Origin of the sequence: Planococcus sp. MB-3u-03 (assembly GCF_002833405.1) — a bacterium.
In the GTDB taxonomy this organism is placed as follows: domain Bacteria; phylum Bacillota; class Bacilli; order Bacillales_A; family Planococcaceae; genus Planococcus.
The window spans coordinates 1583503-1601482 of the sequence record NZ_CP025135.1; the positions used below are offsets into that span (position 1 = coordinate 1583503).

General features: G+C 50.0%; 14 protein-coding genes and 4 pseudogenes. 17 read left to right on the forward strand and 1 reads right to left on the reverse strand.

The genetic code is table 11. The annotated features are described in order from the left end of the window. Positions 1-70 precede the first annotated feature (70 nt). The 14 genes and pseudogenes from accB to CW734_RS09280 all read left to right on the forward strand — a co-directional run bounded on the left by accB (position 71) and on the right by CW734_RS09280 (position 13257). Positions 71-583 carry an acetyl-CoA carboxylase biotin carboxyl carrier protein gene (accB, locus tag CW734_RS09215; RefSeq protein WP_101190255.1) on the forward strand — a complete coding sequence of 171 codons (513 nt, stop codon included), beginning with the start codon at positions 71-73 and terminating at the stop codon, positions 581-583. Beyond that, positions 547-1946, forward strand: a pseudogene (gene accC, locus CW734_RS09220) (acetyl-CoA carboxylase biotin carboxylase subunit). The gene accB and the pseudogene accC overlap by 37 nt, the downstream one beginning before the upstream one ends. Positions 1947-1960: 14 nt before the next feature. Further along, positions 1961-2356, forward strand: coding sequence for an Asp23/Gls24 family envelope stress response protein (locus CW734_RS09225; protein ID WP_058380877.1), 396 nt, complete (start codon positions 1961-1963; stop codon positions 2354-2356). A 164-nt stretch (positions 2357-2520) separates the two neighbouring features. Next, positions 2521-2910 (forward strand): transcription antitermination factor NusB, encoded by a 390-nt coding sequence (gene nusB, locus CW734_RS09230; protein ID WP_101192173.1) that lies wholly within the window; start codon positions 2521-2523, stop codon positions 2908-2910. A 17-nt stretch (positions 2911-2927) separates the two neighbouring features. Next, entirely contained in the window at positions 2928-3803 is an 876-nt protein-coding gene (gene folD, locus CW734_RS09235) for a bifunctional methylenetetrahydrofolate dehydrogenase/methenyltetrahydrofolate cyclohydrolase FolD (RefSeq protein WP_101190256.1), read from the forward strand. Positions 3804-3875: 72 nt separating this feature from the next. Then, a complete protein-coding gene (gene xseA / locus CW734_RS09240; RefSeq protein ID WP_101190257.1) occupies positions 3876-5228 on the forward strand; it encodes an exodeoxyribonuclease VII large subunit in 1353 nt (450 codons plus the stop codon). Beyond that, positions 5229-5465: an exodeoxyribonuclease VII small subunit gene (xseB, locus tag CW734_RS09245; RefSeq protein ID WP_058380874.1), complete on the forward strand. Its 237-nt coding sequence runs from the start codon at positions 5229-5231 to the stop codon at positions 5463-5465. Beyond that, a complete protein-coding gene (locus CW734_RS09250; RefSeq protein WP_101190258.1) occupies positions 5462-6340 on the forward strand; it encodes a polyprenyl synthetase family protein in 879 nt (292 codons plus the stop codon). Before xseB ends, CW734_RS09250 begins: the two co-directional genes overlap by 4 nt. A gap of 94 nt (positions 6341-6434) precedes the next feature. After that, on the forward strand, positions 6435-8345 hold the full coding sequence (dxs, locus tag CW734_RS09255; protein ID WP_101190259.1) for a 1-deoxy-D-xylulose-5-phosphate synthase: 1911 nt from the start codon (positions 6435-6437) through the stop codon (positions 8343-8345). Then, the gene (locus tag CW734_RS09260; protein ID WP_101190260.1) at positions 8342-9187 is read left to right on the forward strand and encodes a TlyA family RNA methyltransferase; all 846 of its coding nucleotides are present in this window, start codon (positions 8342-8344) and stop codon (positions 9185-9187) included. The genes dxs and CW734_RS09260 overlap by 4 nt, the downstream gene beginning before the upstream one ends. 177 nt (positions 9188-9364) lie before the next feature. Beyond that, positions 9365-9814 (forward strand): transcriptional regulator AhrC/ArgR, encoded by a 450-nt coding sequence (ahrC, locus tag CW734_RS09265; protein WP_058380870.1) that lies wholly within the window; start codon positions 9365-9367, stop codon positions 9812-9814. A gap of 18 nt (positions 9815-9832) precedes the next feature. Next, positions 9833-11530: a DNA repair protein RecN gene (gene recN / locus CW734_RS09270; protein WP_101190261.1), complete on the forward strand. Its 1698-nt coding sequence runs from the start codon at positions 9833-9835 to the stop codon at positions 11528-11530. A gap of 33 nt (positions 11531-11563) precedes the next feature. After that, positions 11564-12322: pseudogene (gene spo0A / locus CW734_RS09275) on the forward strand (sporulation transcription factor Spo0A). A 203-nt stretch (positions 12323-12525) separates the two neighbouring features. Then, positions 12526-13257 carry a glycerophosphodiester phosphodiesterase gene (locus CW734_RS09280; protein WP_101190262.1) on the forward strand — a complete coding sequence of 244 codons (732 nt, stop codon included), beginning with the start codon at positions 12526-12528 and terminating at the stop codon, positions 13255-13257. 68 nt (positions 13258-13325) lie between these two features. On the opposite strand, the gene CW734_RS09285 is transcribed toward CW734_RS09280, so the two are convergent. Further along, positions 13326-13562, reverse strand: coding sequence for a DUF2627 domain-containing protein (locus CW734_RS09285; RefSeq protein ID WP_101190263.1), 237 nt, complete (start codon positions 13560-13562; stop codon positions 13326-13328). 127 nt (positions 13563-13689) lie between these two features. Here CW734_RS09285 and CW734_RS09290 point away from each other — a divergent pair. The 3 genes and pseudogenes from CW734_RS09290 (at position 13690) to CW734_RS09300 (ending at position 17963) form a co-directional block, all read left to right on the forward strand. Then, positions 13690-15730, forward strand: a pseudogene (locus CW734_RS09290) (sigma 54-interacting transcriptional regulator). A gap of 107 nt (positions 15731-15837) precedes the next feature. Continuing rightward, complete coding sequence (gene yqiS / locus CW734_RS09295) at positions 15838-16770, forward strand: phosphate butyryltransferase (protein WP_257968672.1); 933 nt, start codon at positions 15838-15840, stop codon at positions 16768-16770. 93 nt (positions 16771-16863) lie between these two features. Further along, positions 16864-17963 (forward strand): annotated as a pseudogene (locus CW734_RS09300) (Leu/Phe/Val dehydrogenase). Positions 17964-17980: the final 17 nt, after the last annotated feature.

Consider the following 17980-nt stretch of genomic DNA (forward strand, 5'->3'; position numbering starts at 1 on the left):
AAATGATTCGAAAAAGTCTAAAATGGTGGAGTAGCTAAAATTAAATACATAACAGGGGAGTAGGTATAATATGAAAATCCAGGAAATTCGCGAAATCATCAAATTGGTGGATCATTCATCCATCGACGAATTCAGCTATGAATTCGACGGCGTCAAAGTCAAGATGAAGAAAAATTCATCCAACCCTTCACAATCAACAGCTGTAAAGTCAAAAGCGGTTGAAGAGCCTGCTCAGGCACCTGCACCAGCAGCTCCAAAACAAGCTGAAGCAGCTGAAGCTGCACCGACAGAACAACCGGTGCAAACGGAAGCGGCTGAGACTAGCGACGCATCGAACGAAGACTTGCACAAAATCCTGTCTCCGATGGTCGGCACGTTCTACCAATCGCCATCACCGGAAGAAGATGCTTATGTAGCTGTCGGAACGAAAGTTTCTGCAGACCAAGTTGTTTGCATCGTTGAAGCGATGAAGCTCTTTAATGAAATCGAAGCAGAAGTAGATGGGGAAATCGCTGAGATCCTAGTCAAAGATGGACAATTGGTCGAATACGGTCAGCCTTTGTTCCTCGTAAAAGCAAACTAAGGGGGGCTGACGATGATGAAAAAGTATTGATTGCCAACCGCGGGGAAATCGCCGTTCGGATCATCCGTGCCTGTAAAGAGCTCGATATCAAACTGTAGCGGTTTATTCAGAAGCGGATAAAGAAGCGCTCCACGTTGAACTGGCCGATGAAGCTTATTGCATCGGGCCGAAACTATCAAAAGACAGCTATTTGAACTTTTCCAATATCATCAGCGTCGCTAAACTGACGAATTGCGACGGCATCCATCCGGGATATGGTTTCCTCGCTGAAAACTCGAGCTTTGCCGAATTATGCGAAGCGTGCGACATCATGTTCATCGGCCCGACAGCAGCAGCGATTTCGAAAATGGGAACTAAAGACGTAGCCCGTGAAACCATGCGCAAAGCCAATGTACCGGTCGTTCCGGGCTCTACTGGAATCGTCGGAAGCGAAGAGGAAGGCTTGGAAATCGCCGAGAAGATCGGTTTCCCAGTCATCATCAAAGCGACCGCAGGCGGTGGCGGAAAAGGGATCCGCGTGGCGAGAACGCGCGAAGATTTCGTCAAAGGCTTGAATATGACGCAAAAAGAAGCAGCAGCAGCATTCGGCAACCCGGGTGTCTATATCGAGAAATTCATTGAGGATTTCCGCCATATCGAAATCCAGGTGCTTGCCGATTCGCATGGCAATGTTATCCATTTAGGAGAGCGTGATTGCTCGATCCAGCGCCGCATGCAAAAGCTCGTCGAAGAAGCGCCATCACCGGCTTTATCACCCGAACTAAGAGCCGAAATGGGCGAAGCAGCAGTAAAAGCTGCGCAAGCAGTCAATTACCGCGGTGCTGGAACGGTCGAATTCATTTTTGACGTAGAAAACCAAAAATTCTATTTCATGGAAATGAACACACGCATCCAAGTCGAACACCCGGTCACCGAAATGATCACGGGCATCGATTTGATCCAGCAGCAATTGAAAGTCGCTTCCGGCGAAACGCTCGCTTATAAACAGGAAGACGTGACGTTCAAAGGCTGGTCCATCGAATGCCGAATCAACGCCGAAAATCCGTTGAAAAACTTCATGCCGTCAGCAGGCCGCGTGGATATGTACTTGCCGCCAGGCGGCATGGGCGTGCGCGTCGATTCAGCGATGTATTCGGGCTATACGATCCCGCCGTATTACGATTCCATGGTAGCCAAGCTCATCACATTCGCCGATACACGCGAAGAAGCCGTGGCCAAGATGAAGCGCGCACTGGACGAATTCGTTGTCGAGGGCGTCTTCACGACCATTCCATTCCATCTTCGCCTCATGGATCATGAGGTGTTCAAATCCGGGGACTTCAATACGAAATTCCTGGAAAAATACGATGTAATGGGCTCCTGAGGAGGAACATTCAAATGGCAGAAAAAGTAATCCCCTATGTAAAAATGAAATCACCCGGTGCGCAGGATCTCGGGAATATCGAAGTCGCGTCGGAAGTGCTGGAAATAATCGCCAGCATCGCTGCGACCGATATCGAAGGCGTCGCCAGCATGCGCGGCAATTTTGCTTCAGGCGTCGTTGAACGTTTGGGCAAAAAAGTCCATGGCAAAGGCATCAAAACCGAACTGTCGGACGAAGGGCTGGCGATTGACGTCTATTGCGTCATCGATTACGGCGTATCGATCCCGAATACTGCCAAGAAAATTCAGGAACAAGTCCGCCAGACCTTGGAGACAATGACTTCCCTGCAGACGCAGGAAGTGAATGTACACATTACCGGTATACATTTCGACAATCCCCAAGTGGACTGATAAGCAGGCTGCCCGGACATGCTGATGCATGTTTCGGCCAGCCTTCTTTTTATGGATACGCTGTGCCCGCAGTGATTTGTTGGAACATTTCAAACTTGGAAGTTCCACGCGATTACCTGTATAATGGGGGGATAATCAGCTTGAAAAAGGAGACCGGAATTATGATGAAACGACACGAAGCACGGGAAAAAGCGCTTCAGACGCTATTCCAGCTCGATGGAACCGAATTGACAATTGAAGAAGCGATGGAACATGTCATGGACGGGGAAACCGACCAGTTCTATAAGTTGCTGGTAGAAGGCACAAACAGCAAGCAGCAGGAAATCGATGAAAAACTGAAAGGCCATTTGGAAAACTGGTCGCTTGAGCGCTTGCCGAAAGTCGAACGCACCATTTTGCGCATGGCTGTTTTCGAACTAGAATATATGGACGATGCGCCGAGCCGCGTCGTCTTGAACGAAGCGATCGAGCTGAGCAAAACTTTCGGGGACGATAAATCAAGCCGTTTCGTCAACGGCGTGCTTTCGAAATTCACTGACCAAACTGCGAACTAATCATTGGAGGAATCTACGTGACTGCTGAATTGATTGATGGAAAAGCCGTAAGCCTGAAAATTAAAGAGCGAGTGCAACAACGTGTAGAGAAACTGAAAGCAAACGGAATCACTCCTGGCCTGTCGGTCGTTTTAGTGGGCGATGATTCCGCTTCGCAAACCTATGTCAAAAACAAGAAGAAAACATGTGAATCACTGGGCATGCGTTCGGATCTTCATTTATACCCTGCTTCACTGACCGAGCAAGAGCTGCTTGAAAAAATCGCTGAATTGAATAACGACCCGGACATCCACGGCATTTTGGTGCAATTGCCGCTTCCTGCCCAGATCGATGAATTCAAGATCATCACGGCAATCGCTCCCGAAAAGGATGTCGACGGATTCCACCCGATTTCCGTCGGCAATTTGATGATCGGCAAAGACACTTTTTTGCCATGTACGCCGCACGGGGTGATGGTGCTCCTTGAGCATTACGGCATCGACCCGGCAGGCAAGCACGCGGTCGTCATCGGCCGCAGCAATATCGTCGGCAAACCGGTCGGCCAGCTGCTGCTGCAAAAAGATGCGACTGTGACTTACTGCCACTCCAAGACACCGGACTTGAAGGCGATGACCAAGCAGGCGGACATCATCATTGCGGCAATTGGCCGTGCGAAGTTCATCGGGGCAGACCACATCAAAGAAGGCGCGGTCGTCATCGATGTAGGCATGAACCGTGACGAAAACGGCAAGCTTTGTGGCGATGTGGATTTCGAAGCGGTACGCGAGCGTGCCAGCTTCATCACGCCTGTACCGGGCGGCGTTGGGCCGATGACCATCGCGATGCTGATGGAAAATACATTGCTGTCGGCTGAAAAAGGATTATCGAAAGACAAAGCTGCCGAAAGCGTGTAAAATGAATAGCAAATAGAGCTGTTTTTCGAAAGAAAGACAGCTTTTTACTTTCTATAGACAGGGGTTGACATTTTGGCGACCGACCCGTACTTAAGTGTTGCAGCGTTAACGAAATACATAAAAAAGAAATTCGATGCCGACCCGCATTTGCGTGACGTCTACGTAAAAGGGGAGCTGTCGAACGTAAAAATCCATACGAGCGGGCATATCTATTTCACATTGAAAGACCAGAAAGCACGCATGCCGGCGGTGATGTTCTCGGCGAAAGCGAAATCGATGAAATTTCGTCCGGAAAGCGGCATGACCGTCCTGATCCGCGGGGATATCTCCGTATACGAAGCGTCGGGACAATACCAATTATATGCCCAGTCGATGCAGCCCGACGGCATCGGCGATTATTATTTGGCGTTTGAACAATTAAAGGAAAAGCTCAGTAAAGAAGGCTTATTCAATGCTGCGCATAAACAGCTGTTGCCTGAGTTCCCCGAAAAAGTGGCAGTCATCACCGCACAGACAGGGGCTGCCGTGCGCGATATCATCACGACGCTCAGGCGGCGTTACCCGCTTGCGCGAATTGTGCTGTTTCCGACATTAGTGCAAGGCCAGGGAGCCGTCCAATCGATCGTCCAGTCCATCCAACAAGCCAACCGTACAGACAGCGACGTCTTGATTGTCGGGCGAGGTGGCGGGTCGATCGAAGACCTATGGGCATTCAACGAAGAAGCAGTAGCGCGGGCAATCTATGATTCGGCCATTCCCGTCATCTCGGCGGTCGGTCACGAAACCGACACGACAATCGCTGATTTTGTAGCCGATTTGCGCGCAGCTACCCCGACAGCCGCTGCAGAGCTCGCGGTTCCGAGCCGCATCGAGTTGCTCGAGCGCGTCATGGGGCAGCGCCAAGTGATGTTCCGGCTCATGTCGAACGATTTGGAACAGCGCCGCATCCGCCTGACGCAGCTGCAAAATTCATATCCGATGGCCTACCCGGACCGGCTCTACCGCCCATTCATCGAACGCATCGAACGGGCCACGGATGCTCTGCAGCGCGAGACCGTGTTGACGGCAAGGCGTTCAGGCGACCGGCTGGCAATGCTTTCACGCCAATTGGAAAATCGCAACCCAACTGACCGCATCCGCCAGTCCGAACGCGATTTAGCCATTCTTGGAGAACGGCTCGACCAGCGCATCACTCATGTCTTCCGGCAGCGGGAGCAGCAATTGAAGTCTGCCATCCGCACGCTGGATGCGCTCAGCCCCTTGAAGATCATGGACAGGGGCTATGCGATTCCGTTCAAAGAGGGCGGAGTGGTGAAATCGGTCGATCAGCTGGAGCTTGGCGACCGGCTCAGCCTTTCATTGAAGGACGGAGAAATCGAAACCGTCATCGAAGCGATCAACCCAAAAGATAAGGAGCGCGACTAAATGGCAGAAAATAACATGATGTTCAACGACGCAATGGAGCAGTTGGAGGAAATCGTCAAATTGCTCGAACAAGGCGATGTGCCGCTCGAAGAAGCGTTGACGCTTTACCAGAAAGGCATGGAGTTATCGAAGCTATGCCACGATAAATTGAAAAATGCCGAAACCCAGCTGGTGACGATGATGAAAGACGGAAAAGAAGTCCCGGCTGAAATCGAAGGGGAAGGAAATGCGCAATGAACTTAAAACAATTCAGAACCCATTATGAACCGGTCATCCAGCAGGAGATGGCGGAATTGATCAGTGAATTGGCCATTCCGGAATCTTTAAAAGAATCGATGCATTATTCATTGCAAGCAGGAGGCAAGCGCATCCGCCCAATGCTCGTGCTCGCCACCATGCATGAACAAGGCGCAGCCCATCCAGATGCCTTGAAAGTGGCGGCTGCGATCGAAATGATCCATACATATTCCTTGATCCATGATGATTTGCCGAGCATGGACAATGATGATTTGCGCCGCGGCATGCCGACCAACCATAAAGTGTTCGGGGAAGCTGTCGCTATTTTAGCGGGAGATGCCCTGTTGACGTTCAGCTTTGGCATCTTGGCGCGTCTGGACGATGTTTCCGCAGAAGATAAAGTGCGGCTCATCGACTTATTGTCGACAGCGGCCGGTGCAGAAGGCATGGTCGGCGGCCAGGTCCTGGATATCGAAGGGGAAGAAAAGCAGCTGGGCTTGGAACAATTGGAGCAAGTGCATTTATTGAAGACAGGCGCTTTATTGACCTATAGCATCATTTCAGGAGCCATCCTGGCAGGAGCCAGTTCTGATCAATTGGTGGCGCTTTCAAGATTCGGCCGCCATCTCGGATTGGCGTTTCAAATCCAGGATGATATCTTGGATGTCACAGGCACTTCCGAGGAGCTCGGAAAAACAGCCGGCAAAGACGAAACAAGCGATAAAAGCACGTACCCCGGCATTTTGACCTTGCCGAAAGCGAAAGAAAAACTGGATTATCACGCACAACAAGCGCTCGATGCGCTTGCGGAATTGCCTGGTGAACAGCAGCTATTGAAGGAATTGACTGAGCTGATCGTCCAGCGAAAAAGCTGAAAATAGGGCTCTTGTTTGTACATTTGCCCTGTCTTGCTATAATATGGGGAGACAACAATACAGGAAAATATAGAAAAAAGGTGTGTGATGGCAAATGGATCTTCATTCAATAACTGGTCCATCTTTCCTAAAAGAGCTGAATCCAGAGCAATTGGAGCTCTTAAGTGAAGATATCCGTCGATTTCTTATAGAAAATCTTTCGAAAACCGGTGGCCATATCGGCCCGAACCTCGGCGTGGTGGAATTGACGATTGCACTTCACCGTGTCTTCGACAGCCCAGACGACAAACTGATCTGGGACGTCGGGCATCAGTCCTATGTCCATAAAATTTTGACGGGGCGTGCAGATCAATTCGACACGCTGCGCAAATTCAAAGGCCTGTGCGGATTCCCGAAACGCAATGAAAGCGATCACGATGTCTGGGAAACCGGCCATAGTTCGACTTCTTTGTCTGCAGCAATGGGCATGGCGGCAGCGCGCGATATCAAAAAAGATACAAATTACGTCATTCCGATCATCGGCGACGGCGCATTGACCGGCGGCATGGCATTCGAGGCGCTGAACCATATTGGGCACGCGCAAACCGATATGACCGTCATCCTCAACGATAACGAAATGTCGATCGCACCAAACGTCGGAGCGCTCCATAGCGTTCTTGGACGCATGCGGACGGCCGGAAAATACAATAAAGTCAAAGACGATCTTGAATACTTGCTGAAAAAAGTGCCGGCAGTCGGCGGCAAGCTCGCTTCAACAGCAGAGCGCGTCAAAGACAGCCTGAAATATTTGGTCGTCTCCGGCATGTTCTTCGAAGAGCTCGGATTTACGTACCTCGGCCCGATCGACGGACATGACCTCGAGGAACTCGAAGACAACCTGGAATATGCGAAGAAAACGAAAGGCCCTGTCTTGCTTCATGTCATCACGAAAAAAGGCAAAGGCTATTTGCCGGCTGAACAAGATAAAATCGGCACATGGCACGGAATTGGGCCCTATAAAATGGAAACGGGCGATTTAGTGAAATCTTCATCTACAGCGCCTTCGTGGAGCGGCTTGATCGCTGAAACCGCACGCAAGCTTGCACGCACCGATGAGCGCATCGTCGCCATTACACCGGCAATGCCGGTCGGTTCGAAATTGGAAGGCTTTGCCTCTGAGTTTCCTGAGCGCATGTTTGATGTGGGCATCGCCGAGCAGCATGCGACCACGATGGCCGCAGGACTTGCGACGCAAGGAATGAAGCCATTCTTAGCCATTTACTCGACATTCCTCCAGCGCGCGTATGACCAAGTCGTTCACGACATTTGCCGCCAGAACCTGAATGTCTTTATCGGCATCGACCGTGCTGGATTGGTCGGGGCGGACGGCGAAACGCATCAAGGCGTCTTTGATATCGCCTTCTTGCGCCATCTCCCGAATATGGTCTTGATGATGCCGAAAGATGAAAACGAAGGACAGCATATGGTTAAAACGGCAATCGATTATAACGGCGGCCCGATCGCATTGCGCTATCCGCGCGGCAATGGCCTCGGCGTGCCTATGGACGATGAGCTGAAGGCGATTCCGATCGGCAGCTGGGAAGTGTTGGAAGAAGGAACGGATGCCGTCATTTTGGCATTCGGCACGACAATCCCGATGGCACTTCATGCTGCTGAGCAATTGCGCGAAGAAGGAATCCACGCGGAAGTCGTCAACTCACGCTTCATCAAACCGATGGACGAAGAAATGCTTGCATCGATTTTCGGCCGCAATGTGCCGGTTCTGACAATCGAGGAAGCGGTATTGCAAGGCGGCTTCGGCAGCGCAGTGCTTGAATACGCGCATGACAACGGCCACGAAGGCGCTGTCATCGACCGCATGGGAATTCCGGATCTCTTCGTTGAACACGGTGATGTCGCTGAATTGATGGACGAAATCCACCTCAATAGCGACGAAGTGGTCAAGAAAGTGAAAGTTCGCGTCCAGCAGAATTCACAACAGCAGGAGCGGTCGAACGTTCTATGAATAAAGTGAAAAAAGAACGGGTGGATGTCCTGCTAGTAGAGCGGGGCATTTGCGAGACACGTGAAAAAGCAAAGCGCGCCATCATGGCCGGGGTAATTTTCTCAGGGACTGAACGGCTCGAGAAACCCGGCGAAAAAATCCCTGAAGATGCGCCGCTTGAAAAAAAGGGCAATGATCTGCGCTATGTCAGCCGCGGAGGCTTGAAATTGGAAAAAGCTCTCGCTGAATTCGATGTGACGGTGGAAGGCAAAATGATGCTTGATATCGGTTCATCGACTGGCGGGTTCACCGATTGTGCGTTGCAAAACGGCGCACGCCACGGCTATGCACTGGATGTCGGCTATAACCAGCTGGCATGGACCATCCGCCAAGACCCGCGCGTAACCGTCATGGAACGCACCAACTTCCGTCATTCAAAACCTGAAGATTTTCAGGAAGGCTTGCCGGAAGTGGCAACCATCGACGTTTCCTTCATTTCGCTGCGCATTATCCTGCCGGTGCTGAAGACCATTTTGGTTCCAGGCGGCGATTGCATCGCACTCGTCAAGCCGCAATTTGAAGCGGGGCGTGAGAAAGTCGGCAAAAAAGGCATCGTCCGCGATCCGAAAGTGCATCAGGAAGTGCTGCAAAAAGTAGCTGCCTATGCAGTCGACTGCGGTTTCGAAGTGAAGGCCATGACCCATTCGCCGATTACCGGCGGAGAAGGCAATATCGAGTTTTTATTCCATCTTGTTTCCAATGAACAGGCAACAAAAAGTGAATTGCCGGATGCACAGTCGATTGCACAAACGGTCGACCATGCCCATTCTGCATTTAAGGAAAAAAACACACAATCCAATTAACAGGGCAGGGGAATTTATTCCCCGCCCTTTTTTTCTGCTTGGCCGTTGAAAATGAGTGAAGCTTGTTCATAAGGGGTAAATAGTTCTAGTATGGGCAGGAAGTTTCCTTGTTTTCAAAGCGGTTTAGATGTACGATATAAAGTATATGGAATAATTATTCACTCAAGGGGGAGCACCATGAATAAAGGACAACGTCATATCAAAATCCGCGACTTGATTTCAAATCGCGAAATCGAAACGCAAGATGATTTGGTCGACTTATTGAAAGCTGCGGGCTATGAAGTGACGCAAGCGACCGTTTCTCGCGATATCAAGGAACTGCATTTGGTGAAAGTTCCGTTGCAGGACGGGCGCTATAAATACAGCTTGCCGGCTGACCAGCGCTTTAACCCGATGCAGAAACTGCACCGTGCGCTTACCGATGCATTCGTCAGCATCGATGGGGCCAGCCATTTTCTGGTCATGAAAACCTTGCCGGGCAATGCCCATGCAATCGGTTCGTTGATCGACCATTTGGATTGGGAAGAAATTTTAGGGACCATCTGCGGAGATGATACATGTTTGATCATTTGCCGTGATGTGGAACATCGTGAAGTGTTGAAACAGCGTTTGATTGAAATGCTTTAATTAAAGAGGTGGATGTATATGCTGCGAGAATTGGATATCCGCAATTTTGCGATTATCGATACATTATCGGTCAGTTTTACAGAAGGCATGACAGTTCTGACAGGGGAAACCGGTGCAGGGAAATCGATTATCATCGATGCCGTGCATTTACTAGCCGGAGGGCGAGGAAGCCAAGAATTCATTCGTCACGGGGCCCAAAAAGCAGAAATTGAAGGCTTGTTCCATATTGAAAGCGAAAAGCATCCGGTCCATAAAAAACTGGAGGATTTCGGGATCCAAGCAAGTGACGGGGATGTCTTATTGCGTCGCGAGTTGAATGGCAAAGGCAAAAACGTCTGCCGCATTAACGGAAAACTTGTCACCATTTCCATTTTACGTGAAGTCGGTGCCGCATTGATCGACATCCACGGCCAGCACGAGACGCAGGAATTGATGGATGAAAAGCAGCATCTTCATCTATTGGATCAATTTGCCGGGAAACTGTTAACCAAAGCCAAAGAAGGCTATAGCCATACATTTGAAAAATACACGAAATTAAAGCGTGAATTTGCCAGCTATAATGAAAACGAACAGCAGATCGCACAGCGCATCGACTTATTGACATTCCAATTGAATGAAATCGAAGAAGCCCAGCTCGTGCCGGGAGAAGAAGAGACCTTGCTGGAAGACCGCAAACGACTGCAGAATTTCACCAAGATCTTCGAATCGATTTCACAAGCCCATGAAGCGATTCAAGGGGAGTCGAAGGGGCTCGATTGGGTTGGCAATGCGATGAGCGAACTTGAACACGCAGCTGCTGTCGATGAGCAATTCAAAGAAGCGTCGGAATCGGTTACCGGGGCATTCTATCAGCTCCAGGACACATCGACGGAAATCAAGCGCATACTGGACCAGTTGGAATTCGACCCGGAACGGCTCAATGAAATCGAACAGCGCCTTGCATTATTGCAATCTTTAAAACGGAAATACGGCGCATCGGTCGAAGACATGCTTTTGTACCAGGAAGAGCAAGCGGACGAACTCGATAAATTGCTCAACCGCGATCAGCGCTTGCGCCTCGATCAGGAGAAACTCAAGGAATTGACCGAGGATTTGCGCATCGAAGCGGAAGAACTGACAATGCTTAGAAAGCAAGCGGCAGCCAAATTATCGAAGGCCATCATGGAGCAGCTAAAAGAGCTCCATATGGGCAAAGCTTCATTTTCGGTACAATTCAACTTGCTGCCAAAAGGCAAGTTAGACCGTTTCGGCCAGGACAGCATCGCCTTCCATATTTCGACGAATGTCGGGGAACCTTTGAAGCCGTTGACGAAAGTAGCTTCAGGCGGCGAATTGTCGCGCATGATGCTCGCGCTGAAGACGATTTTTTCCAAGCACCAAGGCATCACATCGATCATTTTCGATGAAGTCGACACAGGAGTCAGCGGGCGCGTGGCGCAGGCAATTGCCGAGAAAATTGCCGCCATTGCCCGCCATTCACAAGTGCTGTGCATTTCCCATTTGCCGCAAGTCGCCGCCATGGCAGACCAGCATCTGTTTATCGAGAAAAAAGTATCGAAAGACCGCACGACAACATCGGTGAAAGAATTGGCAGGGCGCAAGCGCACTGAAGAAATGAGCCGCATGCTGTCAGGGGCGGAAATCACCGAATTGACCTTGCAGCATGCTGATGAATTGCTGACTTTGGCGAGGGACCGGAAGCTGTTGATGAAATAAGGGTCCGGAGCCTATATTTTAGGAGAGAAAAATATGGAGAAAATAAAAATCGCCATTGCCGATGACAACCGCGAGCTTGTCGAATTGATGACCGAATTTCTCGAATTACAGCCGAATATGGAAGTGGTGGGTGTTGCCTACGATGGCAGGGAATGCATCGGCATACTGGAACAGACCGAAGCGGATATCTTGCTGCTCGACATCATCATGCCCCATCTCGATGGGATCGCGGTGCTCGACGTCTTGCGATCCGATGAGCGTATGAGCAAAATCCACGTCATCATGCTTTCCGCATTCGGCCAGGAGTCGATCATGAGCCAAGCTGCTGATTACGGGGCTTCATATTTCATCATGAAACCGTTCGAGACTGAGCGACTGGTCGTCCAGATCAACCACATCATGAAAAATGGTGATCAAGCAGCAAAAAGCGGCATGGTGACAAAAGATGAGCTCATTACCTTGAGATTGAAAGACATCGGCGTGCCGCCGCATTTGAAGGGCTATATGTATTTGAAAGCGGCGGTGTCGATTGTCGTGGATGAACCTCCGTCAGTCAGCGTCAGATGTTTATAAGGGACAGAGCTGTACCCGAAAATCGCCTTGAAATTCGATACGACGGCGGCGCGGGTGGAAAGATCGATCCGCCATGCCATCGGGCAAGTATGGGTGCGCAGCGAGTCCGTCGCGCATATCGCAAGTGTCTTCGGCTATAGTGAATCGCACCTCCAGTCGAAGCCGTCCAATTCCGAATTTATCGCCATGATCGTCGACAGCCTTGGCACTAACGAATAATCATAACTACGAACCGGCGCCTATTAAGAGCGTCGGTTTTTTTTTGCGCGGCAGCGCATCAGTAATAAATGTATTAAACTACATAAGGTAATAACGAAAAAACAAAAAACCGCCCACAAGAAAGCCCAACACTTGCAGCCAGTCAGTGAAATGATAAAATAAATGATTAAAGCTAGGTCCTATCCAAAAAAGGGGAGGAAGCTATGTCTGAAATTGAAATTTACGCGCATCGCGGCGCCTCGGGGCATGCGCTTGAAAATACATGGCAAGCATTTGAATTGGCGCATCAATTGCAGGTCGGCATCGAGTTGGATGTCCAGATGACACAGGATGGCATTGCGATCATTTACCACGATGATCAATTAAAGCGATTGGCGGGGACGCAAGCAGACATTTATGAAATGCCATATGACTCGCTGAAGTCGCTGTCGATCCGCAAAAGGTTCAAGCGTTTCGGGCGCCATTCGATTCCACTTGCCTATGAAGTGATCGATTGGGCGAAAAAGAAAGACATTCCGCTGAATATCGAGTTGAAGTCATCCGTTGCCAGGCATCCGGAGGGTCCTGAGATTGTCTGCGCGTTGTTGGAAGGGGCAGAAGATGTCCATCTCTCTTCTTTTGATGCGCAGCTTCTTAAAAAGATGAAAAGCTTGCTGCCGCATATTGAAATAGCGTGGATCTTGAAACGCGCCGTGCAGTGGAATGAACTGGAGAATTGCCAGTGGCTCGACAGCTTTCACTTCCATAAGAGATTCCATAAGTCGAAATGGCTTGAACCGATAGCCAATTTGGATAAACCGGTGCGTCTTTACGGCATATCGGGGAATGAACGCCTGCTGCGGAGTCTTCATCCTTCTGTCAAAGGGATCATCACAGATTATCCTGCACGCGTAAAAGCCGTATGGGCACAGGAAACCACAAAATTACAACCGTAATGGAAAAAGAACGCCCGGAACCATAGTTCCGGGCGTTCTTTTTAGTTTGTTCACATGCCTGCAGTCATTTATCGCTTCTGGAACCGTTCAGACACATTGCCTTTTTTGCGGTCGCGGTTCAACAGGAACCCGGCGAAAAAGCCGATGCCGATCACTGTGAAAAGCGTCCCTAACGTAAATTGCATCCACAAGGCCGGATACGGTTCGAGCAATTTATTGAAAAGCGTATCCCGCATTAGTTTGATGCCGTAAGCGGCCATGACGCCAGGAATGAGCAAAATGATAAATGCAATCAATCGTCCCATCTATTCCACATCCTTCATGTTCCATTGTTTCCAATCCGCTTAAAGTTGTCAAGAATTGTCCCCTGCGGTAGTCTAGAAATATGTGTGCAGTCCATTGCACGAATCGGGACAGAAAGGTTTGAAGAGAATTGCAAAAGTGATCATTATCGGCGGCGGCATTGGCGGGTCCGCAATCTTAAAACTGCTCGTCGAGTCCGGCTGGTTTCATGTCGAGGGAGTTGCGGATATTCATGCAGATGCGCCGGCATTAAAGAAGCTGAAAAGTTTCGCATTGCCACAGGCACAGATTACCGGGAATTGCCGAAAACGGTCGACATCGTCTTTAATGTAACTGGCGACGATGACTTAACGCAGCGGCTAAGGCGCTATTATCCCCCGAGGACTGTCATCATTCCCGGGAGCGTCGCGAATATCTTTGTCCGCCTGATGGATGAGAAAGAGCATTATATCAATCGCCTAAGCAACGAGAGCCATAAGGGATCGATCATTTTCAATTCAATCGATGAAGGCATGGTCGGTATCGATCTTGACAACCATATTAACTTTATCAACCGTAGTGCCGCACGGATGCTCTCGGTTAAGCAGGACGAAGCCATCGGGCGCCATATTCACGAACTGATCTCGATGAGCGAATTGCCGAGGATCATCGAGACGGGCAGGACGGAATTGAACCGGGAGCTCGAACTGAAAGACGGGTCGAAAATTGTCACGAGCCGTTTCCCGATGATCGATGAAAACGGCGAGTTGATCGGTGCGTTTGCCGTGTTCAAGGACATTACGGAAGTGGTTTCGCTCGCCGAGGAAATTACCGACTTGAAAGAAATCCAGACGATGCTGCAAGCGATCATCCAATCGAGCGACGATGCAATTTCGGTGGTGGACGAAAAAGGCAATGGCTTGCTTGTCAATCCGGCCTATACACGAATCACGGGGCTCGAGATGGAGCAAGTGATCGGCCGGCCGGCATCTGCGGATATCTCGGAAGGCGAAAGCATGCACTTCAAAGCCTTGCAAACCCGCAAACCGGTGCGCGGCGTCAATTTAAAAGTTGGCCCGGCAAAGCGTGAAGTCATCGTCAACGTGGCGCCAATCATCGTCGATAACCAGTTAAAAGGAAGTGTCGGGGTCATCCACGACACGACGGAGATCCGGTCGCTCATGAAAGAACTGGGCCGGGCGAGGAGCATCATCCGGACGCTTGAATCCAAATATACTTTCGATGACATTATCGGCTTGTCCCCCGAAATGCAATTATCGCTGCAGCAAGCGAAACTCGCTGCCCAGACGCTTGTGACGGTGCTGCTGCGCGGGGAGTCGGGAACGGGCAAGGAATTGTTCGCCCATGCGATCCATAGCGCCAGCGAGCGCCAATTCAATAAATTTGTCCGTGTCAATTGTGCGGCGGTGTCGAGTGAGCAGCTCGATGCCGAATTGTTTGGCTACGAGGAAGGCGCGACGATTGAACACCGAACCGGGGCAAAGCGCGGCTTGCTGGAAGAGGCAAACAACGGCAGCATCTTTCTCGATGAAATCGGGAATTGTCGCCGCAGATCCAAAGCAAACTGCTGCGCGTTTTACAGGAACACGAAACGATGCGGATCGGCGGGACCAAGCCGATTCCCGTCAATGTCCGTGTCATCGCTTCGACCAACGCCAATATGGAAAAAGCGCTGCTTGACGGAACATTCCGTGAAGATTTGTATTACCGGCTGAACCGCATGCCGATCTTGATTCCTCCGCTGCGCAGCAGGAAACAAGACATTCCGCGCATCGTCGACCGATTGTTGTTGAAGCTTAACCAGGAATATGGCCGCAACGTCGAAAGTGTGTCGGAGAAAGCTGTGCAATTCTTGAAAATGTACGATTGGCCGGGCAATGTACGGGAACTGGAAAACATTCTGAGCCGCTCGATGATTTTCATGCAGATGAACGATAAAACGATGACAGAAGAACATATCCCTTTGAATATGCTGAAGGCGAAAGAAGCGAAGAACGAAGTGGTCATTCCGGCATCTGCGCCTTTGCAGGAGCAGCTGGAAACGGTAGAGCGCGGCATCCTCCACCGTGCGCTTGAAGAAGCGAAAGGGAATAAGTCGAAAACCGCTAAACAGCTTCAGATTTCATTGCGTACTTTATACTATAAATTGGAAAAATTCGGACTACTATAAGGTTTTGCAACTCTTTGCAAGGTTTTGCAAGAATTTGCAAAGAGAACTGCCGTATTTTGCAAATAAAACGCTTACATCCCTTATATCTCAGGCTTTCATCTGTTTTAATTAAAAAGAATGAGGTGATAGATATGACCACTTTGCAGAACATCGTCGATGAAATCGACTTGCAGGATGAACACGCCGTCGCAGTAGCAGCAGCTGCTGACCACGCAGTAATGGAAGCCATTTCATTAGCGCTCGACCAGAATCTTGCAAGCTTTCATCTATATGATGACGAAGCAACATTGAAGCAATTAATCGCAGATGAGTTCCCACATTTGAAAGGCCATCCGAAACTGATGATCCATCATGTCAAAGGGCCTCAACTAGCGGCTAAAGAAGCGGTACGGGCAGTTTTCATGAACGATGCCAGCGTCTTGATGAAGGGGCATATCCCGACCGCAACATTGATGAAAGCGGCACTCAACTCTGATTACGGCCTTCGCACAGGCTCGGTGTTGTCCCATGTAGCGGCTTTTGAAGTCGATGGCTATGACCGGCTCATTTTCGTCACCGATGCCGGCATGAACCTTGAACCGTCGCTGCAGGAAAAAGCGCAGATCATCCGCAATGCCGTTCAGGTGGCGCGTTCGACTGGCGTTGAATTGCCGATCGTAGCGGCACTTGCGGCGGTGGAAGTCGTCAATCCTGCAATGCAGGCGACTTTGGATGCTGCAGCACTGACCGCTATGAACAAGCGCGGGCAGATTACGGATTGTATCGTTGATGGCCCTCTTGCCTTGGACAATGCAGTTTCTGTTGAAGCGGCGAAGCATAAACGAATCGAAGGGGATACGGCGGGGCATGCAGACATCCTGCTGGTGCCGAATATCGAAGCCGGCAACATCCTCTATAAATCGCTCGTCTATTTTTCTAAAGCCAAAGTCGGCGGCATCATTGCGGGTGCTAAAGCACCGATCGTTTTGACATCACGCGCCGACAGTGCAGAAAGTAAATTATTTTCTCTCGCCCTAGCCTTGCGCTCGGCGACTTTATAAAAAGCAGCACATAGCCAAGGGAAACCTTGCTGGCCTGCCTCTAACCGGATTTATATAAAAACACACAGCATACACTATTAGGAGGAATTTACGATGGAAATTTTCAAAAAGATGGAAGAACACGATTACGAGCAATTGGTATTTTGCCAAGATAAAAACTCTGGACTAAAAGCCATCATCTGCATCCACGACACGACGCTTGGGCCAGCACTTGGCGGCACGCGCATGTGGAACTATGAAACTGAAGAAGAAGCGATTGAAGATGCCATCCGCCTTGGCCGCGGCATGACTTACAAAAACGCAGCAGCCGGACTCAATCTCGGCGGCGGCAAAACAGTGATCATCGGCGATCCGTTGAAAGACAAAAACGAAGAAATGTTCCGCGCTTTCGGCCGTTTCATCCAAGGCTTGAACGGGCGTTACATCACAGCTGAAGATGTTGGGACGACTGTCGCTGACATGGACATGATCCACGAAGAAACAGATTTCGTTACAGGCATCTCACCAGCATTCGGTTCATCAGGCAACCCGTCACCAGTGACTGCTTACGGTGCGTACATCGGCATGAAAGCAGCTGCGATGGAAGCTTACGGCGACGATTCACTTGAAGGCAAAACAGTAGCAGTGCAAGGCGTCGGAAATGTCGCTTACCCGCTATGCGAGTACTTGCACAAAGAAGGCGCGAAATTGATCGTCACTGACATCAACAAAGAAGCGGTTCAACGTGCTGTTGAAGCATTCGGCGCTACGGCTGTCGAGCCGAACGAAATCTATTCGGTAGATGCTGATATCTTCGCACCATGTGCAATGGGTGCCATCATCAACGATGAGACGATTCCACAATTGAAAGTGAAAGTGGTGGCAGGATCTGCGAATAACCAATTGAAAGAACAGCGTCACGGCGATGAACTCGAAGCACGCGGCATCGTTTACGCACCGGACTTCGTCATCAACTCAGGCGGCGTCATCAACGTAGCAGATGAGCTTTACGGCTACAATAACGAACGTGCGATGAAGCGAGTCGAAACGATCTACGACAGCATTACACGCATTTTGAAATTGCTAAACGCGACGGAATCCCAAGCTATATCGCAGCTGACCGCATGGCGGAAGAACGCATTGAGCGCGTACGCAACTCAAGAAGCCAATTCTTGCGCAACGGCCACGGCCATGACATTTTAAGCAGACGTTAAGATTGAAGGAAGAAACG